This is a genomic window from Streptomyces sp. NPDC002788, from assembly GCF_053592115.1.
The window spans coordinates 17,369-39,513 of sequence record NZ_JBSFVB010000030.1 but is presented as its reverse complement, the minus strand read 5'-3'; the positions used below and the strand labels follow the sequence as shown (position 1 = coordinate 39,513).

At 71.5% G+C, this 22,145-nt stretch carries 21 protein-coding genes and 2 pseudogenes; 6 read left to right on the top strand and 17 right to left on the bottom strand.

Annotated elements, in window-relative coordinates; translation table 11 throughout:
- Window positions 1–183: 183 nt before the first annotated feature.
- Window positions 184–1,839, bottom strand: coding sequence for a hypothetical protein (locus ACWD1U_RS35625; protein WP_451113535.1), 1,656 nt, complete (start codon window positions 1,837–1,839; stop codon window positions 184–186).
- A gap of 246 nt (window positions 1,840–2,085) precedes the next feature.
- Here ACWD1U_RS35625 and ACWD1U_RS35620 point away from each other — a divergent pair, with 246 nt between their 5' ends.
- The gene (locus ACWD1U_RS35620) at window positions 2,086–2,853 is read left to right on the top strand and encodes a polyprenol monophosphomannose synthase (RefSeq protein ID WP_451113509.1); all 768 of its coding nucleotides are present in this window, start codon (window positions 2,086–2,088) and stop codon (window positions 2,851–2,853) included.
- Between the two features lie 304 nt (window positions 2,854–3,157).
- Here ACWD1U_RS35620 and ACWD1U_RS35615 read toward each other — a convergent pair whose 3' ends face one another.
- The 14 genes and pseudogenes from ACWD1U_RS35615 to ACWD1U_RS35550 form a co-directional block, all read right to left on the bottom strand.
- On the bottom strand, window positions 3,158–3,577 hold the full coding sequence (locus ACWD1U_RS35615; protein ID WP_451113508.1) for a BlaI/MecI/CopY family transcriptional regulator: 420 nt from the start codon (window positions 3,575–3,577) through the stop codon (window positions 3,158–3,160).
- Window positions 3,578–3,857: 280 nt separating this feature from the next.
- Window positions 3,858–4,488 (bottom strand): annotated as a pseudogene (locus tag ACWD1U_RS35610) (MBL fold metallo-hydrolase).
- A gap of 130 nt (window positions 4,489–4,618) precedes the next feature.
- Window positions 4,619–4,865 (bottom strand): annotated as a pseudogene (locus ACWD1U_RS35605) (alcohol dehydrogenase catalytic domain-containing protein); the annotation flags it as partial.
- Window positions 4,866–4,869: 4 nt separating this feature from the next.
- Window positions 4,870–5,757, bottom strand: coding sequence for a 3-hydroxybutyryl-CoA dehydrogenase (locus ACWD1U_RS35600; RefSeq protein WP_451113507.1), 888 nt, complete (start codon window positions 5,755–5,757; stop codon window positions 4,870–4,872).
- Entirely contained in the window at window positions 5,754–6,944 is a 1,191-nt protein-coding gene (locus ACWD1U_RS35595; RefSeq protein ID WP_451113506.1) for an acyl-CoA dehydrogenase family protein, read from the bottom strand. The genes ACWD1U_RS35600 and ACWD1U_RS35595 overlap by 4 nt, the downstream gene beginning before the upstream one ends.
- Before the next feature lie 67 nt (window positions 6,945–7,011).
- A complete protein-coding gene (locus ACWD1U_RS35590; protein ID WP_451113505.1) occupies window positions 7,012–8,130 on the bottom strand; it encodes an alcohol dehydrogenase catalytic domain-containing protein in 1,119 nt (372 codons plus the stop codon).
- A gap of 85 nt (window positions 8,131–8,215) precedes the next feature.
- Complete coding sequence (locus ACWD1U_RS35585; RefSeq protein WP_451113504.1) at window positions 8,216–9,670, bottom strand: class I adenylate-forming enzyme family protein; 1,455 nt, start codon at window positions 9,668–9,670, stop codon at window positions 8,216–8,218.
- Window positions 9,667–10,908: an NAD(P)/FAD-dependent oxidoreductase gene (locus tag ACWD1U_RS35580; protein WP_451113503.1), complete on the bottom strand. Its 1,242-nt coding sequence runs from the start codon at window positions 10,906–10,908 to the stop codon at window positions 9,667–9,669. Before ACWD1U_RS35580 ends, ACWD1U_RS35585 begins: the two co-directional genes overlap by 4 nt.
- Window positions 10,905–11,228: a 2Fe-2S iron-sulfur cluster-binding protein gene (locus tag ACWD1U_RS35575; protein ID WP_451113502.1), complete on the bottom strand. Its 324-nt coding sequence runs from the start codon at window positions 11,226–11,228 to the stop codon at window positions 10,905–10,907. Before ACWD1U_RS35575 ends, ACWD1U_RS35580 begins: the two co-directional genes overlap by 4 nt.
- A 23-nt stretch (window positions 11,229–11,251) precedes the next feature.
- Window positions 11,252–12,451, bottom strand: coding sequence for a cytochrome P450 (locus tag ACWD1U_RS35570; protein ID WP_451113501.1), 1,200 nt, complete (start codon window positions 12,449–12,451; stop codon window positions 11,252–11,254).
- The gene (locus tag ACWD1U_RS35565) at window positions 12,448–12,978 is read right to left on the bottom strand and encodes a cupin domain-containing protein (RefSeq protein ID WP_451113500.1); all 531 of its coding nucleotides are present in this window, start codon (window positions 12,976–12,978) and stop codon (window positions 12,448–12,450) included. Before ACWD1U_RS35565 ends, ACWD1U_RS35570 begins: the two co-directional genes overlap by 4 nt.
- A 127-nt stretch (window positions 12,979–13,105) precedes the next feature.
- Complete coding sequence (locus ACWD1U_RS35560) at window positions 13,106–13,648, bottom strand: MarR family winged helix-turn-helix transcriptional regulator (RefSeq protein ID WP_451113499.1); 543 nt, start codon at window positions 13,646–13,648, stop codon at window positions 13,106–13,108.
- Between the two features lie 22 nt (window positions 13,649–13,670).
- Complete coding sequence (locus tag ACWD1U_RS35555; RefSeq protein ID WP_451113498.1) at window positions 13,671–14,519, bottom strand: fumarylacetoacetate hydrolase family protein; 849 nt, start codon at window positions 14,517–14,519, stop codon at window positions 13,671–13,673.
- Window positions 14,516–15,094, bottom strand: coding sequence for a carboxymuconolactone decarboxylase family protein (locus ACWD1U_RS35550; RefSeq protein ID WP_451113497.1), 579 nt, complete (start codon window positions 15,092–15,094; stop codon window positions 14,516–14,518). The genes ACWD1U_RS35555 and ACWD1U_RS35550 overlap by 4 nt, the downstream gene beginning before the upstream one ends.
- 81 nt (window positions 15,095–15,175) lie before the next feature.
- On the opposite strand from ACWD1U_RS35550, the gene ACWD1U_RS35545 reads away from it, so the two are divergent.
- Genes ACWD1U_RS35545 through ACWD1U_RS35530 form a run of 4 tightly spaced genes read left to right on the top strand, consistent with a single transcriptional unit; the run spans window position 15,176 to window position 18,180 of the window.
- Window positions 15,176–16,060, top strand: a complete 885-nt coding sequence (locus tag ACWD1U_RS35545; protein WP_451113496.1) for a VOC family protein — start codon at window positions 15,176–15,178, stop codon at window positions 16,058–16,060.
- Between the two features lie 50 nt (window positions 16,061–16,110).
- On the top strand, window positions 16,111–17,691 hold the full coding sequence (gene paaZ / locus ACWD1U_RS35540) for a phenylacetic acid degradation bifunctional protein PaaZ (protein ID WP_451113495.1): 1,581 nt from the start codon (window positions 16,111–16,113) through the stop codon (window positions 17,689–17,691).
- 52 nt (window positions 17,692–17,743) lie between these two features.
- Window positions 17,744–17,980: an RNA polymerase sigma factor gene (locus ACWD1U_RS35535; protein ID WP_451113494.1), complete on the top strand. Its 237-nt coding sequence runs from the start codon at window positions 17,744–17,746 to the stop codon at window positions 17,978–17,980.
- A gap of 17 nt (window positions 17,981–17,997) precedes the next feature.
- Window positions 17,998–18,180 (top strand): hypothetical protein, encoded by a 183-nt coding sequence (locus ACWD1U_RS35530; RefSeq protein ID WP_451113493.1) that lies wholly within the window; start codon window positions 17,998–18,000, stop codon window positions 18,178–18,180.
- Between the two features lie 87 nt (window positions 18,181–18,267).
- Here the strand turns inward: ACWD1U_RS35530 and ACWD1U_RS35525 are convergent, their stop codons facing one another.
- A complete protein-coding gene (locus ACWD1U_RS35525; protein WP_451113492.1) occupies window positions 18,268–19,368 on the bottom strand; it encodes an AI-2E family transporter in 1,101 nt (366 codons plus the stop codon).
- A gap of 299 nt (window positions 19,369–19,667) precedes the next feature.
- Entirely contained in the window at window positions 19,668–21,344 is a 1,677-nt protein-coding gene (locus ACWD1U_RS35520; protein WP_451113491.1) for an NAD-dependent malic enzyme, read from the bottom strand.
- A 171-nt stretch (window positions 21,345–21,515) separates the two neighbouring features.
- Here ACWD1U_RS35520 and ACWD1U_RS35515 point away from each other — a divergent pair, with 171 nt between their 5' ends.
- Entirely contained in the window at window positions 21,516–21,986 is a 471-nt protein-coding gene (locus tag ACWD1U_RS35515; RefSeq protein WP_451113490.1) for a DUF6069 family protein, read from the top strand.
- Window positions 21,987–22,145 lie beyond the last annotated feature (159 nt).

Here is a 22,145-nt window from a genome sequence, read left to right as displayed (position 1 = left end):
GGCCTCTGCGCCACGTGCCGTGTGGGCGGGCGGCGGCCGAACCGTGGTTCTCGCCGTGGCGCGCTCCCGGTCGGCGGCCCGCGAACCTTCTGGTGGGCGAGATCGGCAGCGTCCGGCTCCGTTGCATGAGGGACAGGACACTGGGGCCTGCTGCGTCGTCTGCTCCCACCCGGAGGATGCGGATCACCGGGCAGTGGAACCGGAAGGCGGGATACGGGCGGTGGTGATCGTCATCGGGGTACCGGTGACGGCGATGAGGTACATGCGGGGACGCGAGCCGCCGGGCACGGCGTGGGAACCACCCTGCGGCCTGACGACATAGGTGGCCGAAGCGTGCGGCGCGAGGGCCGCGGGGCCGGAGACGACCTTCCACCAGTTCGAGGCGCCCTGCCCGGCGCGGCTGGCGAAGTGCAGAGCGAGCGTCTCGTCGGTGGTGTTGACGGCCCGTACCGTGGCGGCGGTGATGCGGGGGGCGCCGGCGGTGCCGGAACGGGGCCGGTGGGTGAAGCGGGGAGCCACGCTCATGCGCAGCGGGGGTGGACTGGCGGCCGCGATGCCGACGCACAGCACGGCGGGGGCCATCAGCCCCGCTGCCAGGGCGGCCTTGGCGCGCCGGCCGTTGAGGCGCGGTAGGCGGGGCTGCCAGGCGGTGGCGACTGCGGCGGTGGGGACGGTGGCGGCCGCGGCGAGCCACAGCGGGGTCATCATCAGGAAGTAGCCGTCCTGGGAGCGGGTGGCCAGGTAGAAGGGCAGCCAGGGCAGCACGGTGAGGGCCGGGCCGAGCCGCCGGACGAACAGGACTGTGGCGGCCAGGAGACCGATGAGCAGCAGGTCGGTTCCGTAGGAGTAGTAGTCGAGGTGGCTGCTGCCGGCGGTGAAGTAGTAGGAGATGCCCATGACGCCCTGGCCGTGCAGGATCGCCTTCTGGGTCAGGGGCAGCAGCAGCCCGTGCAGCCAGTCGTGGAAGTTCTGAGCTGCGAAGCAGGCGTTGATTGCAGCCCAGGTGAGGGCGGCGATGCCGGTGTAGCGGCCGAGCACGGCCAAGGCGCGGCGGGGCCCGAGTTCGCCGCGCCGTACGGCGTAGATGCCGATGAGGAGGAAGGGGAGGAGGAACCAGGCGAGTTGCTGGGCGGCGCAGGCGGCGCCCAGGCAGACGGCTCGCAGCACTCCCTTCCTTCCGAGAAGCCCGTCGGCGCCGGTGGAGGGCCAGCGGACCACTGCCGGAACCAGGAGGGCGAGGGCGGTGATCGCCGGGTAGCCGGCGTAGGCGTACCCGGGCAGGAGACCGAAGCCGAGGCAGAGTGCGGTGGCCGCCGGCCGCCAGGGTGCCGGCAGCAGCACCCACAGCACGACCGAGCCGGCCAGCAGCGCCCCGGTGGTCACCAGGGTGGCCGCCGCCGTCGAATGAACGACGGCGTGCACGGGAGCTGCGAGCAGGGCTGTCAACGGCGGGTAGCCATAGGTGTAGTCCGCCCCTCCGGACATGGTCTTGGTGATTCCGACCTTCGGCGTGTCGAAGAGCCACGGCCAGGGCTGGCCGTAGACGGGGTGGCCTCGAAGGATCTCAGCGGCGGCCTTGGCGGTCAGTGCGCCCTCGTCGGTGCCGGCGTGGTTCAGCCAGTACTTGCAGACCGCGAGAACCACCGCCAGCGCCAGCACACCGGCGTCGACCCTGCCCAGTGCACGCCGGCCGCGGGCTGACAGAGCGAGGACACCGCAGAGCAGGATCCCCGCATAGCAGACGGAGATGATTCCGGCGACCACCGGATCCGACACCATCGCGTCGGTCCAGGCCGAACGGGTGCCGATGAACAGGCTCACCGTGGCGAGGACCGTCATCCCCCGGTGCAACTGCGGCGGTGCGGCTCCAGGCACAGCGATCACGAGCGGCGTCGACGGCACCGGTGTGTCGCGCTGCCGTACCAGGGTGACACCGTCGGCGCCGGGGCTATCAGCCATGGTGAAGGTCTCCTCGTTCCCATCCCGCTGTGCGGGCGCGGCTGCTGAAGCAACCAAAGATCCATCTACTACATCTTGTAGAGGGAAGTTGTGTCCGCGAGGTTCCCGACGGAAGGCCATGTGCTTGTGAGCTACCAATCCGGCGACCGCCTGCTGGTCGTCGTCCCGACGTACAACGAAGCCGACAACATCAGCGACATCACCAGCAGACTGCGGACCGCCGTGCCGCGGGCCGACCTTCTCATCTGCGACGACAACAGCCCCGACGGCACGGGGAAGATCGCCGACGAGCTCGCCGAGGCGGATCGGCAGGTGCACGTGCTGCACCGCATGGGCAAGGAGGGGTTGGGGGCGGCCTACCTGGCCGGTTTCCGCTGGGGGATCAACCGCGGTTACCAGGTTCTGGTGGAGATGGACGCCGACGGCTCGCACCGTCCCGAGGAGCTGCCCCGGTTGCTCGCCGCACTGGACCAGGGGGCCGACCTGGTCCTTGGTTCACGCTGGGTGGCCGGAGGGCAAGTGGTCAACTGGCCGAAGAGCCGCGAATGGCTCTCGCGTGGCGGCAGCGCGTACTCCCGGCTGCTGTTGCGGCTGCCGGTGCGCGACGTGACCGGCGGCTACCGGGTGTTCCGGGTGCGCACGCTGCAGGGCATCGGTCTGGACCACGTCCGCTCGCAAGGCTACTGCTTCCAGGTCGACCTGCTGCGCCGGACCGTGGCACGAGGATTCACGGTCGTGGAGGTGCCGATCACCTTCGTCGAACGGGAGCACGGCGTCAGCAAGATGAGCCGCGCCATCGTGGCCGAGGCGCTGTGGCGGGTCACGCTGTGGGGGCTGAACTCCCTTCTGCCGAGGCTAGGTACTGGTGAAGTGAGGGCGCGGGGCGCGCTGTGAGACCCGCAGCCGACCGGCTTCGGTCCCCGCCCGGTGAGCAAGCCGGTGACAGGCCGATGCCGTGAGCACCGCAACCTCGCCCGACGCGGCCAGGCACTGTCTGGCCGCACAGTCATTTTCCGCGCCACGGACCACGGACAGGGTGGGCGAGCCCGACGAGCAGCGCTTCACCGGCCACGCACGGCAGCGCCCGCCGCCTCGGCGGGGGGTGAACAGTGCGCAGGCCGACGCCCCTACCGCCGGGCAGGGGGCGAGCCGTCGGGCCGGAGAAGAGGACGGGGATGCAGGCGCTGAGCCGGACAGGTCACGGCCCTTCGTGGCGCTCGGAGTGAGGGTCGTGGTCGCTGCCGGACAGCAACCGGTTCAGCATGTGTTCGTCCTCTTCCGAAAGCCCGGAGACGAACCGGGCGAGCACGGCCTCCCTGTCTGTGCCGTGGTCCAGCAGGGTCCGCATCTGCTCGGCGGTGTGCGATGCCTCGTCCCGGGCGGGCTCGTAAGCGTAGCCACGCCCCTGTCGATGGCGGGCGAGCATTCCCTTGTCATACAGGCGCGACAGGATCGTCAGCACGGTCGTGTACGCCAGGTCCCCCGGCAGCCGGCTCCTCACCTGCCCCGCCGTCAGCGCCTCCTCGGCCGCCCACAGAGCGGCGAGGACAGCACTCTCCAGCTCCCCGCGCGCCCGCCGCCGGGCCCCGCCGATCTCGCCGTATGCCGCGTCGTCCACCGAGTTATGCCCCTCTCCCGACTCGGCCGCCCAGGCTACCGCCGAGCTCTCCTGCATGCAGGAGGTACGACCACAGCCGGCGAGTGGCAACCGGTCGTGCACCAGGGCCCGTGTGGTGTTGCTCTGCTGCACTGGTCCGCCTTCGTAGCGGGCGCCACGCTCAATGGAGGAAGGCCCCAGCAGCTCGACTGAATCGGCAACGACCCCGTAAGGGGCTGCGGGACGGCTCAGCACACGGCGCTTCACCTCCTGTGCGAGGGAGGGGCCACCTCGCGTCCGGTCAGTGTCCGCGCTCGATCCATGCGGTGAGGTGCGGACCTTCGGCCCCGATGGTGGTGCTGTCCCCGTGGCCGGGCCGCACACCGGTGTCCGGGGGCAAAGTCAGCAGGAGGTCGCGGATCGACCGGATGATCGTCGGGAAGTGCGAGTACGAACGTCCTGTGGCCCCGGGGCCGCCGTGGAAGAGAGTGTCCCCGGTGAACACCGTGGTCAGTTCCTCGGAGTGAAGGCAGACACTGCCGGGCGTGTGACCGGGCGTGTGCACGACCTTGAGTTCCGTCGCCGCGACGGTGAGGCGGCGGCCGTCCGAGAGGTAGCCGTCGGGGTCACGGTCGGGGTGGGTGTGCTTCCACAGCAGCTGGTCGTCCAGATGCAGGAAGACCGGTGCGCCGGTGCGGTCGGCGAGGGCGGGCGCGGCATCGATGTGGTCGTTGTGGGCATGGGTGCACACGATGGCCGTCAGGCGCCGGTCCCCGACGGCCTCGGCGATGGCGTCGGCGTCATGGGCGGCGTCGATGACGATCACCTCGTGGTCGTCGCCGACGATCCACACCGTTGTTGCCCACCTCCCAGCTGCCGCCGTCCAGCCTGAAGGTGCCCGAGGTGACGAGGCGTTCGATGCGCGCGGCCATCACAGCACCACCACCGAACGCAGCACGTCACCGTGGTGCATCCGCTCGAACGCCTTCTGGACGTCAGTGAGTTGGATCGTCTCGGTGACGAACCGCTCCAACGGCAGGCGGCCTTGCAGGTGCAGGTCGACCCGACCGCGACGTCGGTGACGTCCTCGCCGACGGACTCCACCACCCCGGCGGCCTCATGCCCGAGCAAGGAAGGGGAAGTCGTCGCTGATTCCGCCCTGCGTGTAGTGGGGGTCGGTGTGGCACACCCCGCAGGCCTGGACGCGCACCACCGCCTCCCCCGGTCCCGGGTCGGGCACGAGGACCGTTTCCACCCGCACCGGCTCGCCCTTGCCCGGTGCGATCACACCGCGTACTTCCTGTGCCATGTGATCAGTCGCCCTTCTCGGAGTAGTCGTGGAAGCCGCGCCCGGATTTCCGGCCGAGCAGACCGGCCTCCACCATGCGCAGCAGCAGGGGTGGCGGGGCGTGCTGCGGGTCCTTGAAGTCCGCGTACATCGCCTCGGCTATGGCCGTGAGGGTGTCCAGGCCGATCAGGTCGGCCAGGCTCAGCGGTCCCATGGGGTGGGCGCAGCCGAGGACCATGCCCGTGTCGATGTCCTCCGCGCAGGCGTGGCCGGACTCCAGCATCCGGATCGCGGAGAGCAGATAGGGCACCAGCAGGGCGTTCACCACGAACCCGGCCCGGTCCTGGGCACGGATGACCTTCTTGCCCAGCACCTCCGTGACGAAGTCCTCTGCGCGGGACTGCGCCTGAGGAGCCGTCAGCAGCGACGGGACGATCTCCACGAGCTCCAGCACCGGCACCGGGTTGAAGAAGTGGACCCCGATCACCTGGTGCGGGCGTGTGGTGGCCATGCCCAGTTTCATGATGGGGAGGGAGGAGGTGTTCGAGGCGAGCAGCGCGTCCTCGCGGGTGACGACCCGGTCCAGCTCGGCGAACAGCTCGACCTTGACCTTCTCGTCCTCCGTCGCCGCCTCCACCACCAGGTCCCGGTCGGCCAGTTCCGCCAGGTCCGTGGTGACCCGCACCCGGTCGAGGGCGGCGTCGCGTTCCGTTCCGGAGAGCTTGCCGCGCCGTACGCCGCGCTCCAGCGAAGCGGCGATCCGGGACCGGCCGGCCCCGGTCGCGCCCGCGTGCACCTCGTGCACCACCACGTCCAGCCCGGCCCGGGCGCAGACCTCGGCGATGCCCGCGCCCATCAGACCGCAGCCGACGACCCCGACCCGGCGGATGCCGGGCCCTGGCGCGTCACTCACCGGAACGCCGCCTGGCCCGTCAGTGCCTGCCCGATCATCAGGGTGTGCATCTCCACGGTGCCCTCGTAGGTGAGGATCGACTCCAGGTTGTTGGCGTGCCGGATCACCGGGTACTCCAGCGAGATGCCGTTGGCGCCGAGGATCGTCCGGGCGGTGCGGCAGATCTCCAACGCGGTACGGGTGTTGTTGAGCTTGCCGTGACTGACCTGCTCGGGGCGAAGCCCGCGGTCGTCCTTGATACGGCCGAGGTGGAAGGCGAGCAGCGTGCCCTTGGCCAACTCCAGTGACATGTCGGTGAGTTTGGCCTGAGTGAGCTGGAAGGAGCTGATCGGGCGGCCGAACTGGACCCGGTCGCCCGCATAGGCCAGGGCGGCCCGGAAGGACGACCGTGCGGCACCCATGGCGCCCCACGCGATGCCGTAGCGCGCCTCGTTGAGGCAGGACAGCGGCCCGCGCAGGCCCCGTACCTCCGGTAGCACGGCGGATCCGGGCAGTCGTACCGAATCCAGCACGAGTTCGCTGGTCACCGAGGCCCTCAGGGACATCTTGTGCTTGATGGCGGGGGCGGAGAAGCCCGGGGTGTCGGTCGGGACGACGAATCCGCGGACGCCGTCGTCCGTACGGGCCCAGACGACGGCCACGTCGGCGACCGAGCCGTTGGTGATCCACATCTTGCGGCCGTCGAGGATCCAGTCGTCGCCGTCGCGGCGGGCCGCCGTGCGCATGCTGCCCGGGTCGGAGCCGGAGTCGGGCTCGGTGAGGCCGAAGCAGCCGATGGCGGTGCCGGCCGCGAGGCGGGGCAGCCACTCCTGCTTCTGCTCCTCGGAGCCGAAGGCGTGGATCGCGTACATGGCCAGAGAGCCCTGCACCGAGACCAGGGAGCGCAGTCCGGAGTCGGTCGCCTCCAGCTCCAGACAGGCCAGGCCGTAGTCGACCGCGCTCATGCCCGCGCAGCCGTAGCCCTCCAGGTGCATGCCCAGCAGGCCGAGTTCGCCGAGTTCCTTGGTGAGGCCGCGGATGTCCTCGATCTCCCCCTGCTCGAACCACTCGGCGATGTGCGGTTCGACGCGGCGGTCGCAGAAGGTGCGGACGGCGTCGCGCACGGCCCGCTCGTCGGGGGTCAGCAGGCTGTCGATTTCGACGAGGTCGAGGGGGTCGGCCGGGCGCGGGGCGTGCTGGGCGTGCATCTGTGCTCCAAACAGAGGTTGAGGGGAAGGGGGCCGTCGGCCCGGGGAGTCGCCGACGGCCCTCGGCTCACGAGGTGGCCGTAGGGCTGATGATGAAGTTGCTGAAGCCGCCGTTGCGCACGGCGATCCCGCTGATGGCCTCGTTGACCTGCTCCAGGGGGTACACGTGGTGCTCCAGCGGGCTCAGGTCCAGTAGGCCAGCGCCCGCCATGTCGGCCATGGTCTGGCCCTCGGCGGAGGTGAACCACGCCGAGCCGATCAGCCGCAGCTGCTGGTCCATCATCCGGTGGATGTCGATCGGCAGATCACCGGCGACGGCGCCGATGTTGACGGCGATGCCGCCGCGTGCCATCGCCCGCATGCCCGCGCGGAACGTCTCGTGCGGGGCACCGGGGCCGAGGGCGTCGATGTAGATGTCGGCGCCGTAGCCGCCGGTCTCCTCGCGGACCCAGTCGTCGAGCGGGCCGTCGTCCAGGGAGTGCAGGTTCAGCCGGCCGCCCGCCAACTTGCCGACCTGGTCGAGCAGGGCCTTGTCCCGGCCGGTGCCGTACACGTGGGTGAGTCCCATGGCGGGGGCGAGGAGCGCGGCGGCGATGCCCAGGGTGCCGCTGATGCCGTTGATCAGGATGGTCTTGCCCGGGCCGGCCTCGGCCTTGCGCAGCGCCGAGTACATGGTGCCGATGTAGCCGAAGCGGGCGGCGGCCTCGAAGGACAGGTTGTCGGGCAGTTTCACCAGGCTGTAGGCCGGGGCGACCATGTACTCGGCGAGCCCGCCCTGGTAGCGGTCGAGCAGGTCGATCGCGGTCGGGGAGAAGCCGAAGTATCCGGCGAATGCGTAGCTGGCGCAGTTGATCGAGTCGCCGCCCCGACAGGAGCGACAAGATCCGCAGGAGCGGCCCGGGTTGACGTAGACCCGGTCGCCCGGCTTGAAGGCCTGGACGCCCTCGCCGACCGCCTCGACGACGCCCGCCGGGTCGAGACCGAAGACCGCCGGCAGGGTCGGCAGGGGGCTGTGCGGGAACCAGGTCGTCCACATGTTCAGGATGTTGGCGAGGTTCGGAACGATGTTGACGGCGTGGACGGCCACGCGGACGTCACCGGGGCCGGGCTCGGGAACGGGCAGTTCCTCGATCCTCATCGGCTCGCCGACGGCGTGCATCCGCGCGGCTCGCATGGTCGCACTCATGGCGTCTCCTCGGGTTCGGCTTCGGGTACGACTGGGGGAGACGGCGCCGAACGTGGCGCGGTCTCAGGGAGTTGTGGAGGGTGGGTCAGTTGTCCAGCAGCGTCGTCAGCCGCGCGCGCTGGAGCTTTCCGGTGGCCCCGCGGGGCAGGGCGGGTACGACGCACAGCCGCCGGGGCCACTTGTGCCGGGCGAGCCTGCCGTCGAGGTGGGCACGGACGTCGTCCAGGGTGGGCCCGCCGGAGTCGGTGACCAGGAAGGCGGTCACCAGCTCGCCCCAGACCGGGTCCGGCGCCCCGGAGACCGCGACTTCGACGACACCGGGGAAGTCGGCGAGCGCGTTCTCGACCTCGGCGGGATCGACGTTCTCCCCGCCGGTGATGATGGTGTCCTTGAGCCGCCCGACCACCGAGAGCCTGCCCTCGGTGTCGAAGAGCCCCCGGTCCCCGGTGTGGAACCAGCCCTCGGGGTCGGTCACGGCCGTCGGCCCGGCAGCGGTCCAGTAGTCGGCGGCCACCGACGGCCCGCGCACCCAGATCTCGCCGGGCGAGTCCGGCGGGGCGGGCGACCCGGCCGCGTCGACGACCCGCAAGTCGACCTGCGCGATGGGTGTTCCGGTGGAGTCGGCCGGTTCGTCGGGCGCGGAGTACGTCACCCCGGCCGCGGTCTCGGTCAGGCCGTAGGAGTTGACCACGCCGACCCCGCGGGCCCGGAACTGCTCGCGGGTGGCGGTCTGGGCGGGTGAGCCGCCGGACAGGATCCACCGCAGGGTGTCCAGGTCCTGGCTGCCGAACCGGGGGTGGCGGGCCAGCAGGGCGGACATGGCAGGTACGGCGAAGGCGCAGGTGACCTTGTGGTCGCGTACCAGGTCGACGAACAGGTCCGGATCGAAGCGCGGGGCCAGGATCACCGTGCCGCGCCTCGCCCAGGTGTACTGCGGAAGCCCGCCCAGCACGGCGACATGCGCCAGCGGGGTGCAGACGAGCGCGGTGTCGTCCGCGCCGAAGGGCAGCCGCGCCAGTCCGCCCACCATGCTCCAGTACAGGTTGTCGTGGGTCAGCGCGACGCCCTTGGGACGGCCGGAGGTGCCGGACGTGAACGCGATGATCGCGGTGTCGGAGCCGACCGGGGTGGCGTGCCCAACCGTCTCGGGTCCGTCGTCGTCCTCGGGATGCAGTTCCTCCCAGGCCAGGCGGAGACCGGAGACCGCAGGAAACGTCTCGTCGGCGACCAGGGCGGTCGGGCCGGTCTCCTCGCACACGACGGCGAGTTCGCCCTCGGTCGCCTGCGGGTGCAGCGGCACGAGCACCGCCCCCATCCGCGTCACCGCGAACAGCGTGATCAACGCCTCGGGCCGGGCTACCCCCTGCATCACCACCCGATCGCCCTTGCGCACCCCGAACTTGTCGAGCAGGGCGACGGTGCGCCGTACCGCGAGGTCGAGCTCGGCGTAGGTCCAGGTCCGGTCCTCGAAGACCAGGGCGGTCCGGTGACCGGCCTCGGCCGCGCTGACGGCGAGGTGTGCGCCGAAGGTGCTGGTCATGCCCTCACCTCCGCGGTGCGTCTGGCGCGGGCGAGCACGCCGAGGGTCGTCCCCGCCAGGTCGGCGGCCGACACCGGCGTTCGCCCCTGAAGCAGCCGGCGGGCGGCCAGGTGCTCGGCGGGCCAGTTCAGCGTCTCGACAGCCACCAGCCGGTCCGCGCGGAAGGCGTACGCGGCCAGCCGCTCAGGGGATTCGCCCGGTACCAGCAGCACTTCGTCGGAAGGGGACCGCAGCCCGGCGATCTGCAACTTGACGTCTCCCTGGTCGCTCCAGAACCACGGCAGGCTCTCGTACGCGGCAGGCGAGCCCGCGATACGGCGGCCCACCAACGCCCCTTGGTCGATGGCGTTCTGCACGGACTCCAGCCGCACCAGTCCCTCCGCGTGCGGGTGCGGATGCCGGGCGCAGTCGCCGACAGCCGAGACCCGCGGATCGGTGACCGAGCGCAACTGCTCGTCCACGACCACGCCGTCGGCCACCTCCAGTCCGGCCTCCCGGGCGAGGTCGTCCCTGGGTACGGCGCCGATGCCGTAGACCACGAGGCCGGCGGGCAGAACGCCGTGCGAGGTGACGACCCGCTCGACCTGTCCCGCGCCTTCGAGGGCCTGTACGGCGGTCCCGGTGAGGATCCGGACACCGGCGCGCTCGTGCCGTTCCCGCAGTCGCGGTTCCAGTTCCGGCGACACGGCCCGGCTCAGCAGCCGGTCGGCCAGTTCCACGACGGTCACCCGGGCGCCGCGGGCCAGGGCGACCCGGGCCAGCTCCAGCCCGATGAACCCGCCGCCGACGACCACCACGTCACGGGCCGTCTCCAGCGCCCGGCCGATCGTCAGGGCGTCGTCGAGGGAGCGCAGGGCGTGGACACCGGCCAACTCGGCGCCGGGAACGGGCAACCGACGGTTGTGCGCGCCCGTCGCCAGCACCAGGTGGTCGTAGGAGAGACGGGTGCCGGCCCGGGTGAGGACCGTGCGGGCCACGATGTCGAGGTTGACCACATCGTCTCCGAGGCGGAGGTCGATGTCCCGCTCGCCGTAGAAGGACTCCGGCACCAGTTCGACGCGCGGGCCGTCCGGCTCGGTGTGCGCCTTCTTCGACAAGGGCGGCCGCTGGTACGGCAGATGGGGTTCCGCGGCGCACACGGTGACGGGACCGGCGTAGCCGGATGCGCGCAGCGTCGAGACGACGCTGAACCCGGCCTGCCCCCCGCCGACGACGACCACGCCCGCTGGGCTCGTCATACCTGCTCCTCGGGCACGTGGACGACCAGTCCGTCCAGGGCGTCGGTGAGCTGGATCTGGCAGCTGAGCCGGCTGGTGGGCCGGCGTTCGGCGGCGGTGAAGTCGAGCATCTCGTCCTCGATGTCGCCCGGCGGGCCCACCAGCTCGGACCGGTCCTCGGCGACGTAGACATGGCAGGTGGCGCAGGAGGCGTTGCCTCCGCACTCGGCGACGATGCCCTCGACGCCGTTGGCGACGGCCGCCTGCATGAGGACGGTCCCAGACTCGGCGGTGACCTTGCGTTCGGTCCCGTCGGGCGACCGGAAGATGACGGTGGGCATGAAGTTCTCCCGATGGGGACGGCTCAGGGGGTTTGCCAGGTGACGTGCAGCGAGGTGAGACCGCGGAACACCCAGCCGTCCATGCGGTCGTCCGCGCCTTCGACGAGGCGCAGTCCCTTCAGACGGCTGAAGACGAGGGGCCAGGCGATCGCGCTGACCTCGTGGCGCGCGACCCACGCGCCCATGCAGAAGTGCGGTCCGCCGCCGAAAGCCAGGTGGGGGCGGTGCGGGCGGTCGAGGTCGAACTCTTCGGCCCGCTCGAAGACCGACTCGTCGCGGTTGCCGGAGGCGATGACGAGGGCCACGCGGCTGCCGGCGGCCAGCGTGACGCCGGCGATCTCGTAGTCCTGGGTCAGCTGGCGGGGGTACATGCCGATCGGCGAGATCCAGCGGGCGGTCTCCTCGAAGACCCGTTTCCAGGACGCCGGGTCCTTGAGCACCTTCTCCAGCGCCTCGGGGCGTTGCAGCAGCGCCCAGGCGCCCACGCCGAAGACGTCGCGCGGCTCGTTGACGCCTCCGCCGATGATGACCTTGATGTTGTTCTGGATCTCGGCGAGTTCCACCGGCTCGGCCGCGTGGACCATGGAGGAGATCACCGAGCCGTCCGGCTCGCGGCGCACGGCCTCGACCGTCTCGGCCACCGCTTCCTCGATGGCCCGGGTCGCCTGCTCGGCGCGGAGCCAGACGTCGGGGTCGTCGGCGTAGTTGCCGTTGCCCGCCATCATCGCCCGCGACCAGTCGGCGACGTCGTCCGCGCTCGCGTTCCGCAGACCCAGCACCAGGGCCAGGTTGGCGGCGGCGAGCGGCTCCGCGAAGTCGGCGATGAGGTCGGCCTCGCCGCGGCCCTCGACGCGGTCGAGCAGTTCGTGCGCGGTGCGCTCGAAGGCGCCGGCCCACAGGTCGCGGACCTGGCGGGGACGGGTGGGCGGTTCGGCCGCGGCCCGCAGGCGCCGGTGCTCCGGGTCGTCCTCGCGGAGCATGTTCGGGCCGACCGTGCGCAGCAGCAGCGAGCCCTCCTCGCGGGAGCTGAACACCTCGGGGAACTTCTCCGCGCGGACGATGTCCTCGTACCGGGTCAGCAGGTGGCGTCCGACCGACGGGACCCAGGCGAGCGGTGCGGTGCGGCGCAGCTCGGCGTAGGCGGGATACGGGTCGCGGCGCAGCTCGGCCAGGTCGAGCTCGACGACGGGCGCACCGGGTGCCGCCGTCGTCAGGGGGCTCATGAGGTGCCGCCCGCGCCGATCAGGACGAAGAACGCCGTGGCGGGTTCTGTGCCGTTGTTGCGCCAGGCGTGGCGGGTGGCGTTCTGTACGACGATGTCGCCGGGCACCAGGACCGCGGTCTCGCCGCCGTCGAGGTCGAGGACCAGCTCGCCGGAGAGCACCACGCCGTAGTCGACGGTGGGTGTCGTGTGCATGCCCGGGTTGTCCGGTTCGAAGAGCTCGGCGAGACCGGGGCTGAACTCCAGCTGTTCGGCCGCCGCGGCGGCCGGGTCCCAGCCGGGATCGGCGTAGACACTGCCCGGCGGGAAGGTGACGGTCAGCGCGACCGTCTCCCCCGGCGCGGGCACGAAGGACTCCAGGGATGCCGTCGGATCGGCCGACGGGACGGCGGGGGCCGCCGTGTTCCAGACGAGGGAGCGGGCGAAGCCGGGGGTGTGCACGGACCGACTGGTGCGCGGCGGCTCGCCGTCACTGACGATCACGGGCTTGCCGCTCGGGCTGACACCGGTGACGACTCGACGGACCATGATTCTCTCCCTTGAGAAACCAACCTACTGTTAGATACTTGACGGTAAAGGTTCTGACTATTTTCGGCGGCCGTGCCACGGCGGCTCCGAGCACGGGTCGGTGGACGGCTGGTTCCCCGGGGCCCGGTCACTCCGCGGGCGGGGTCTCCTGGTTCACCAGCGTACGCAGCAGATGTACCAGCTCACTGAGCTGGTCGTCACGGAGTACGCCGGTCCAGGCGCGCTCGCGCTGGGTCTGGGCCTCGATGGCCTGCCGCAGCGTCTCACGGCCCTCCGGGGTCAGCTCGACGAACAGCTGACGGCGGTCGGACTCGACGCGCTCGCGGGTGACCAGGCCCCGGCTCTCCAGGGTCGCGAGCGCGCTCGAGATGCTGGCCCGGGTGGATCCCGAGACCCGGCCGATGTCCTGCTGGCCGAGCGGGCCGTAGATCCACAGGGCGTTCAGGATCCGGAAGCCCGCCCAGGTCAGGCCCAGCGGCCGGTGGACGTGCTTCTCGAAGTCCTTGGTGAGCCGTGCCTCGAGGCGGGTGAGATCGGTGACCATCTCGATCGCGTCGAGGTCCCGGGGATCGGTCGTGCCCAGCTCACGATGGTGGTGGCGCAGCAACTCCGAGAACTCCCGGGTCCGGCTCGCGCCGGTGCTCCCCTTCCCGCGCACGGTGTCCGTCACGGTCTCCCGCCCTTCCCTCTGCCTAGCCGGCGACGACCGGATTGACCATAGTGCCCACGCCCGTGACCTCGGTGCGCAGGACCTTGCCCTCGGTCAGGTACAGCCGCGGGGTGCGGCGGACGCCGCAGCCGGCCGGGGTGCCGGTGAAGATCAGGTCGCCCGGCTCGAACGTCACCCGCTTCGACAGCCAGGCGATCAACGCGGGCACGGGGAAGATCAGGTCCGAGGTGCGGCCCCGCTGCACTTCGAGGTCGTCGACCCAGCCGGCCACCTCGATGTCGTCCGGGTCCTCGAACTCGTCGACGGTCACCAGGTACGGGCCGATCGGGCTGAAGGTGTCGTACGACTTCGGCAGCGTGAACTGGTTGATCGGCTTGCGCCACTGCTCGCGGCGGTCGCTGATGTCCTGCCCGGCGGTCACTCCCGCCACGTACGACCAGGCGTCCGCCTCGGAGATGTTCTTGCCGGTCCTCCCCATGACGACGACGAGTTCGGCCTCGTAGTCGACCTTGTCGTACTGCGGCTCGACGACGATCCGGTCGTAGGGGCCGACGACGGACGAGGCGAACTTCGCGAACACCGACGGCTCGTCCGGCACGGGGAGGTTGGACTCCTCGGCGTGCGCCCGGTAGTTGAGAGCCACCCCGATCGCCTTGTACGGCTTGGCGACGCGGCCCAGGTCGCGTGGGTCGAAGGGCTTCCAGTCCGCCTCGTCGGCGCGCTCGGCGAGCGCGCGCAGCTCCTCGTGGAGGGAGAGGTCGGACAGGACCTCCAGGCGCGGCTCGATCGCACCCTTGCCGGCGTCCGCGATGTCGAGGGCGCGGTCGCCCTGCACGAGGACGGGACGGCCGGCGAGGTGGGCGAGCTTCATGCGGGCACTTCCTTCTGGTCGGGCTGCGGGAGGGGGAGTGCGAGGTCGCCCTCCGTCCGGACGCCGAGCGTGTTGATGACGGTGGCGATGGTCAGGTACTGGCCGACGGTGTAGAGGACGTCGATGACCTGCTCGGTGCTCAGGTGCGCGGTCAGCCGGTTCCACAGCTCGTCGTCGACGCCCTGCCGGCCGACGAGCGAGTCGGTGGCGGTGAGCAGCACCTGGTCGAGGTCGTCGAGCCCCTCCCAGGCGCCGGTCGCGGCGGCCAGGATCGTCTCGTCGGCGAGGCCGGCACGGCGGGCGATGCGGACGTGCTGGTCCCACTCGTACGCGGCCTGCGCCCGGGCGGCGATCCGCAGGATCATCAGCTCCCGGGACTTCAGCGGCAGGGTGTTCTTGCCCAGCACGTGATTGCTGAAGACGAGGTAGCGGCGCAGCGCGTCCTCGTGGTGGGCCAGGGTCGCCCAGATCGCGTAGATCCGGCCGTCCTGATCGCGATAGGGCGCCAGTGACGCCAGTGTCTTCTCCTGGAGATCCGCCTCGTCGACGGGCTCCAGGCGGGGCTTCTCCGGCATCGGAGTCCTCCTCGGCTCGATGACGGCAAGGTATTCGTCAGAGCCTTGACCGTCAAGGGTCTAACAAATATCGTCCTCGGCATGACGATCCAGAGCCTTGGTTACGTAGGGATCGGCGCGCCCGATCCGACGGCGTGGGCGGAGTACGCCCGCACGGTGATCGGCCTCGCGGTCGAACCCGGGGCCGCGTCCGACAGCGGCTGCGCCCCGGGCGAAGGGCCCGTGCGCTATCGCCTGCGGATGGACCAGCACCCGTTCCGCATGTGGCTGACGGAGGCGGAGACCGGTGGTGTGACGGTCATCGGCTGGGAGGTCCGCGACGGGGCGGCGATCGACGCGATGACGGTGCGGCTCAAGGAGGCCGGCGTCGACGTCACGGCGGGCACCGAGGAGGAGTGCCGGGACCGCCAGGTGACCCGCATGGTGCACTTCGGCGGCCCGCTCGGCATCCGCACCGAGCTGTTCTGCGGCCGCCGCCTGGCCCCCAGCCAGTTCGTGTCACCGCTGGGCGTCGACTTCGTGACCGGAGAGCAGGGGCTCGGGCACGTCGTGATGAAGACGCCACACGTCCAGGAGGCCGTCGACTTCTACTGCGACATCCTGGGCTTCCGGCTCAGCGACACCGCCGACTATCCCTGGGGCACGTTCTACTTCCTCGGCTGCAACCCGAGGCACCACAGCGTCGCCTTCATCCGCTCGTACAAGAACGAGGGCACCCACCACATCCTGTGCGAGGTGACCACCCCGGAGGAGGTCGGCCGCGCCCTCGACCGCACGCGCGAACACGACGTCGAACTCATGGCCACGCTCGGCAAGCACGCCAACGACGGGATGTTCTCGTTCTACATGAAGTCGCCCGCCGGCTTCGGCATCGAGATCGGCGCGGGCGGCGTGCAGGTCGACGAGAGCACCTGGGTCAGCCGTACGTACACGGCCGACATCTGGGGTCACCACCCGGTCCCGTAGCCCGACTTCGCGTCCCCCCGACCCCTCCGAAAGAAAGCGGGCCGTATCCCATGCTGCTCGAAAGCTACTTGCAGGACACCTGGGTCGCGCCGTCTGCCGCCGACGCGACGGCGGTCGACGTACACGACGCCGTCACCGGCGAGACGGTGTGCCGCGTCTCCTCCCAAGGCCTCGACCTCGCGGGCGCCTTCGACCACGCCCGCCATGCCGGCGGCACCGCGCTGCGCGCGCTGAGCTTCCATGGACGGGCCGACCTCCTCGACGCACTCGCCGCGGCCGTCCGCGCCCGCCGTGAAGAGCTGTACGCCCTCTCGACCCTCGCCGGCGCCACCCTCAACGACGCCCGCTACGACGTCGACGGCGGCATCCGCGTCCTGCGCGACTACGCGGCCCGCGCCCGCACCGAGCTGCCGGACGCGCCCCACCTGGTGGAAGGCCCCGCCGAACGCCTCGCCCGGGGCGAGGACTTCCTGGGGGTCCACCTCGTCAGCCCCTCCCCGGGCCTGATGCTCCAGGTGAACGCCTTCAACTTCCCGGTGTGGGCACCGCTGGAGAAGCTCGCCCAGGCCGTGCTGGCGGGCATGCCCAGCGTGGTGAAGCCGGCCACCCCGACCGCGTACCTCACCGAGCACCTGGTCCGCATCGTCACCGACGCCGGCGTGCTGCCGCCCGGCGCCCTGCAGATGGTCGCCGGTTCGGTGCGCCCGGCCCTCGGCCTCCTCGGCGAGCAGGACGTCCTCTCCTTCACCGGCTCCGCCGCCACCGCCCGGACGTTGCGCACCCACCCCAACCTGGTGGCCCGTTCCGTCCGCTTCAACGCCGAGGCCGACTCCGTCAACGCCATCGTGCTGGCCCCGGACGTCACCCCGGGTTCCCCGCTGTTCGGGGCGTTCGTGCGCGAGGTGGTGACCGAGATGACCGTCAAGGCGGGCCAGAAGTGCACCGCGATCCGCCGCGTCCTCGTCCCGCGCGAGCGCGAGACCGCAGCGCTCGACGCGATCGCCGCCGAGCTCGCCGGGGTCACCATCGGGAACCCCGCCGCGGAGGACGTGCGGATGGGCCCGGTCGTCAGCCTCGCCCAGCGCGACGACGTACGGCAGGCGGCACGGAAGATCGCCGAGTCCGGACGCTTCGTGCACGGCGACCCCGAGAAGGCGCGCGTGATCGACGCCGACCCCGATCGGGGGGCGTTCCTCGACACCCTTCTCGTCTCCGCCGACCCGGACGCCGCCGCACCTCACGAGGTGGAGCCGTTCGGACCGGCCGCGACCGTGCTGGCGTACCGCGACACGGCCCACGCGACGAATCTGGTGGCGCGCGGCCGAGGCAGCCTCGCGGCCTCAGTCGTCGGCGACGACCTCGCCTGGACGACCGCATTCGTCCAAGACGCGGCCCCCTGGCACGGGCGACTGCACCTGCTGGACTCGACGAACATGGCGCAGACCACCGGCCACGGATCGCCGCTTCCCGCCCTGAAGCACGGGGGCCCCGGCCGGGCCGGCGGCGGATCGGAGATGGCAGGCACCCGTGGTGTCGTGGACCTGATGCAGCGCACGGCACTGCAGGCCTCGCCGCGGGTTCTCGACTCGCTGCGGAGCACCCGGTCGTCATCACCTGCCGACCCCGCCTGACCGTCACGCGGACCGGACGGGGCACGGTGCGGAACGGCTCAACCGGGAAGCGGTGGACGACCGACTCGTCGCCGCCGCCATTGCCCTGCGGCTGCGTGCGACTCTCGCCGAACTCCCCGCCGAAGAAAGAGAGTTACTGCTCCTGGTCGCTTGGGAGCAGCTGACGCCGAGCGAGGCCGCGGCCGTGGTCGGCATACCCGCCGCGACGGCCCGAACCCGACTGCACCGGGCCCGCAACGCGAGCCTCGGCTGCGCGCCGCGCGGCTCCGGTCGGTGGGCAGCACGGTGATCAACCTCCGCCGCGCGGTGCAGACTCGGGGCAAGGCCGGCTTCAAGTCGCCTGCCCCTTCTGTCGCCTTCGTCGACGGCCCGTACTACTTCATCGACCCCAAGACCAGCCGCGTACTGGAACAAAGCAGCGACCTCGGCGACAACCCCCGGGTGCGCACGACGTACCTCGCGGTCGGCTGGACCGACCGCATCGGCTGACTCGGCGCCGGTGAGGGCTCCGGCCGTGGCGCGCACCACGGCCGGAGCCCCTCCGGCAGCGGCGACGCACGTCTGCCCGCTCACCCCTCACGTGCGTGTCACCCGCACGCCCCGCAACGCCTGATACACCGACCACACCACGGCCACCAGCGGTACGGCCACCACCGCCCCGATCACCCCCGCAGCCACCGCTCCGCCGACGACCGCCAGCGCGACCACCACCGGATGCAGCCGGACGGCCCAGCTCATCACGATGGGGTGCAGCAGGTGGCCCTCGATCTGGCCGATGACCACGATCAGGGCGACGACCACCGCAGCGGTGAGTGCTCCCTTCGACGCGAGGGCGACGACCGCCGCGACCGCCAGGGCGATGGGCGAGCCGATCAACGGGATGAACGCCGCCATGAACTCCAACAGCGCCAACGGCACGGCCAGCGGCACCCCGAGAGCGAACAGGGCGATGCCCACGAGAACCGCGTTGGTCGCCGCGACCAGCAGGATGCCGTGCGTGTAACCGGTGAAGGTCCGCCAGGCGGCCCCGGCCCCGATCGTGAAACGCTGGCGCGCCCCCTCGGGGAACTGGTCGCACAGCCACTGCCACTGCCGCTCGCCGGAGTGGGTGAAGAAGACCGCGCAGAACAGGGCGAGGGCCAGCACGGTCAGCACCTCGACGAGCCGGCTCGCGCCACTGAGCGCCGTACTGATGAGGGTGGAGCGGTGCTCCGAGAGGAGCTTGCCGATCCGCGACTGAAGATCGTCGAACACGTTCGCGGGAAGCCGGAAGGGCGGCTCCTCCAGTCGGCGCTCGATCCGGTCGATGCCCGCCACGAACTCCCTCTCCAGCCCGCTGCGCTGCTCCGTCACCGTCTCGCCCACCAGCGCCAGCGCCCCGAGGACGAGGACGATGCCGCCGATGAGCGCGGCGGCGACGGCGAGGGGCCTGGGCATGAACCGGGCGAGGAGGCCCGCCACGGGGCGCAGCACCGCCGTGATGACCAGGCCGAGGAAGACGGCGACAGCGATCCGGTGGAACTGCCCCAGCACGGAGAAGGCGACCCGGACGACGATGCCGACCGCGATGAGCCGCCACGCGTAAGCGGCGGCGGTCCGCAGCACTTTCGGCACCCGCTCTTCCGCCTCGTTCAGGAGGGGCGGTGACGAGGCGGGCTGATCGGGAGGCGTGGACATCTCATGCCCGTACCACCCGCCGGCCGTCGCACCGCGGACCCGGCCCGGAATTCCCCCGAAGGCCGGTAGCGGCCGCGTGGGGGCACGCAGGGTCTGGCCCCACCTGTCCACCCGGCTCGGACGAGACCGCCGGGCTGTTCGCGGGGCATGCCCGACGTGCTCACGGCGACGGCACCGCGCACCCTCGCGTCCACCCGCGACGGGGAGTGGCCGAAGCGGAACGACCCACGAGCTACGGGCGGCCGGCGCCCCCGCGGGCCCTCAGACCGCACGCCCCCCGCGGTGCGCGCACCCGGCGCTCAGTCCGCGTAGCGGGGAGTCCACTGCGCCTGTGCGATCGCCTCGCGCAGCGCCTCCTCCGTCGCCTGCGGGGCCACCCCGTCCTCGACGGCGGCGAGAGCCGCGGCCAAGGCGATCTCGCGGGCGGAGTCCCGCATGCCGGCCAGGGGCGGCAGCAGCGGCACGGGGCCGGCGTCGCCGTCCGCCGCCCGCACCGCGCACTCGGCGACGGCCCGGGCGGCGGCGACGAGCATGCGGTCGGTGACACGCGTGGCCCGGCTCGCGGTCACCGCGAGCCCCATGGCCGGGAAGACGTACACGTTGTTCGACTGCGCCACGGGCACCTCGCGCCCGTCCACCGTCAGCGGCGGGAAGGGCGAGCCGGTGGCGATCAGCGCCCGGCCGCCGGTCCAGCGGGTGAGGTCGGCGGGCTCGGCCTCGGAGTGGGAGGTGGGGTTGGAGAGCGGGAAGATCACGGGCCGCTCGCAGGTGGAGGCCATCTGCCGCACGATCTCCTCGGTGAACGCACCGTGGGCCGTGGACAGACCGATGAGCGCCGTCGGCTCGACACGGCGCACCACTTCGGCGAGCCCGGTGCCGTCCCAGCCGGCCACCTCGCTGTCGTCGCGCGCGAACCTGCGCTGCTGCGGCGTCAGTTCGGAACGCGAGGTGACCAGCAGGCCGTCGACGTCGAGGACCCAGAACCGTGCCGCGGCCTCGTCCTCCGGCAGACCCTCGTCGATCATCGCCGTGCGGATCATGTCGGCGACACCGATCGCGGCGGACCCCGCGCCCAGGACCACCACCCGCTGGTCGGGCAGGGGCGTGCCGGCCACGTTCGCCGCGGTGGACAGGGCTCCGAGGGTGACGGCCGCGGTGCCCTGGATGTCGTCGTTGAACGTGAGCAGCCGGTCCCGGTAGTGCTCCAGGATCGGGTAGGCATGGGCGGTGGCGAAGTCCTCCCACTGCAGCAGCGTTCCGGGCAGCTCCGCCTCCACCGCCGACACGAACGACTCGATCATCTCGTCGTACTCGGCACCGGTCAGCCTGCGCTCGCGCCGGCCCAGGTAGCGGGGGTTGTCCAGCAGGTCCTCGTTGTCCGTGCCGACGTCCAGCAGGATCGGCAGGGTGCGGGCGGGGTGGATGCCGCCGATCGCCGTGTAGAGGCTGAGCTTGCCGATCGGGATGCCCATGCCGCCGACGCCCTGGTCGCCCAGGCCGAGGATGCGCTGCCCGTCGGTGACGACGATGACGTCCACGTCCTGGTCGTGGTGCGGGCGGTTGCGCAGGATGTCACGGAAGCGGTGCCGGTCCTCCCAGGTGAGGAACAGGCCGCGCGGCCGCCGGTAGATCTCGCTGAACCGCTGACAGGCCTCACCCACCGTCGGGGTGTAGACGACGGGCAGCAGCTCCTCCAGGTACTCGGTGACCAGGCGGTAGAAGAGCACCTCGTTGGTGTCCTGCAACTGCCGCAGGTAGATGTGCCGGTTGAGGGGCTTGTCGTAGCCGTGGAACGCCTCGTAGGCGCGGGCGACCTGCTCGTCGAGGGTCTCCACGGCGGGTGGCAGCAGGCCGTCGAGGCCGAGCTCGTCGCGCTCGCGACGGCTGAAGGCGGTGCCCTTGTTGACCAGCGGGTCGGCCAGGGTCGTGACGGCGGGGCTGGTGGTGGGGCGGGGGAGGTTCTTCGGCTGGTCCATGATGTGACGCCTTCCCGCGACGCGCCGGTTCGTGCGAGTGACGTGTGCCATCCGGACGAACCGCCGGGCCTGCGGAGAATCCTCCCCGGCCACCGACGAGTTCCGCCGTGCCAGCACTTCTACCTCTCCGGAAGGCACAGCGAGCCCCAACACCCCACAGGAGACGGTGACATGAGTGCGATGACGCCCGGGACCCACGTCGCGCGGACCGGGTCCGGCAGCACCACCGGCCTTCTTGCCGCACGCCCTGTATGGCTGGTCGGCATTCTGGCGGCTCTCGCCGGTGCCGTCGTGACGGAGGCGTTCGCGCTCGTCACCCGGGCGGCGGGCGTCCCCATGGAAGCGGCCGGGCCCGGGGCCGAGGAGGCTGCGGAGCTCCCGGTCGGCGGCTTCTTCGGCGGGGTGGTGTTCTGGTCGATCGCCGGGATCGTCCTGGCGGTCGCGCTCACCCGCTGGGCCGGCCGGCCCACCCGCGCCTTCACGGTCACGACCGTCGCGCTCACCGTCCTGTCCCTCGCCGGCCCGGCCGTCGCCCCGCACACGGCCACCTCCACCCGGATCGTCCTGGCCGTGTCCCACGGCGTGGCCGCCGCGGTGATCATCCCCCTGCCGGCCAGGCGGTTGTCCCGCGGAAAGCGGTGATGCCCCCGGCTCCCGAGAGCCCGACACCGGCCCGTCGTGCCCACCGCGGACGGGCCGTCGTCATGTCCGCATCCCACCCGCCGCGAAGCAGCTCCCACGCCGTCGACCCGAACGGCCCAGTGCCGCTGCGCCGGAGGAGGCGAGGGTGGATGAGCGGTG

Bases quoted from the DNA above. Each gene is read 5' to 3' on its own strand.
- ACWD1U_RS35625 (WP_451113535.1), bottom strand. From the start codon at position 1,839: ATGACGGTCCTCGCCACGGTGAGCCTGTTCATCGGCACCCGTTCGGCC.
- ACWD1U_RS35595 (WP_451113506.1), bottom strand. From the start codon at position 6,944: ATGCACGCCCAGCACGCCCCGCGCCCGGCCGACCCCCTCGACCTCGTC.
- ACWD1U_RS35590 (WP_451113505.1), bottom strand. From the start codon at position 8,130: ATGAGTGCGACCATGCGAGCCGCGCGGATGCACGCCGTCGGCGAGCCG.
- ACWD1U_RS35585 (WP_451113504.1), bottom strand. From the start codon at position 9,670: ATGACCAGCACCTTCGGCGCACACCTCGCCGTCAGCGCGGCCGAGGCC.
- ACWD1U_RS35580 (WP_451113503.1), bottom strand. From the start codon at position 10,908: ATGACGAGCCCAGCGGGCGTGGTCGTCGTCGGCGGGGGGCAGGCCGGG.
- ACWD1U_RS35575 (WP_451113502.1), bottom strand. From the start codon at position 11,228: ATGCCCACCGTCATCTTCCGGTCGCCCGACGGGACCGAACGCAAGGTC.
- ACWD1U_RS35570 (WP_451113501.1), bottom strand. From the start codon at position 12,451: ATGAGCCCCCTGACGACGGCGGCACCCGGTGCGCCCGTCGTCGAGCTC.
- ACWD1U_RS35565 (WP_451113500.1), bottom strand. From the start codon at position 12,978: ATGGTCCGTCGAGTCGTCACCGGTGTCAGCCCGAGCGGCAAGCCCGTG.
- ACWD1U_RS35555 (WP_451113498.1), bottom strand. From the start codon at position 14,519: ATGAAGCTCGCCCACCTCGCCGGCCGTCCCGTCCTCGTGCAGGGCGAC.
- ACWD1U_RS35550 (WP_451113497.1), bottom strand. From the start codon at position 15,094: ATGCCGGAGAAGCCCCGCCTGGAGCCCGTCGACGAGGCGGATCTCCAG.
- ACWD1U_RS35545 (WP_451113496.1), top strand. From the start codon at position 15,176: ATGACGATCCAGAGCCTTGGTTACGTAGGGATCGGCGCGCCCGATCCG.
- paaZ (WP_451113495.1), top strand. From the start codon at position 16,111: ATGCTGCTCGAAAGCTACTTGCAGGACACCTGGGTCGCGCCGTCTGCC.
- ACWD1U_RS35525 (WP_451113492.1), bottom strand. From the start codon at position 19,368: ATGTCCACGCCTCCCGATCAGCCCGCCTCGTCACCGCCCCTCCTGAAC.
- ACWD1U_RS35520 (WP_451113491.1), bottom strand. From the start codon at position 21,344: ATGGACCAGCCGAAGAACCTCCCCCGCCCCACCACCAGCCCCGCCGTC.
- ACWD1U_RS35515 (WP_451113490.1), top strand. From the start codon at position 21,516: ATGAGTGCGATGACGCCCGGGACCCACGTCGCGCGGACCGGGTCCGGC.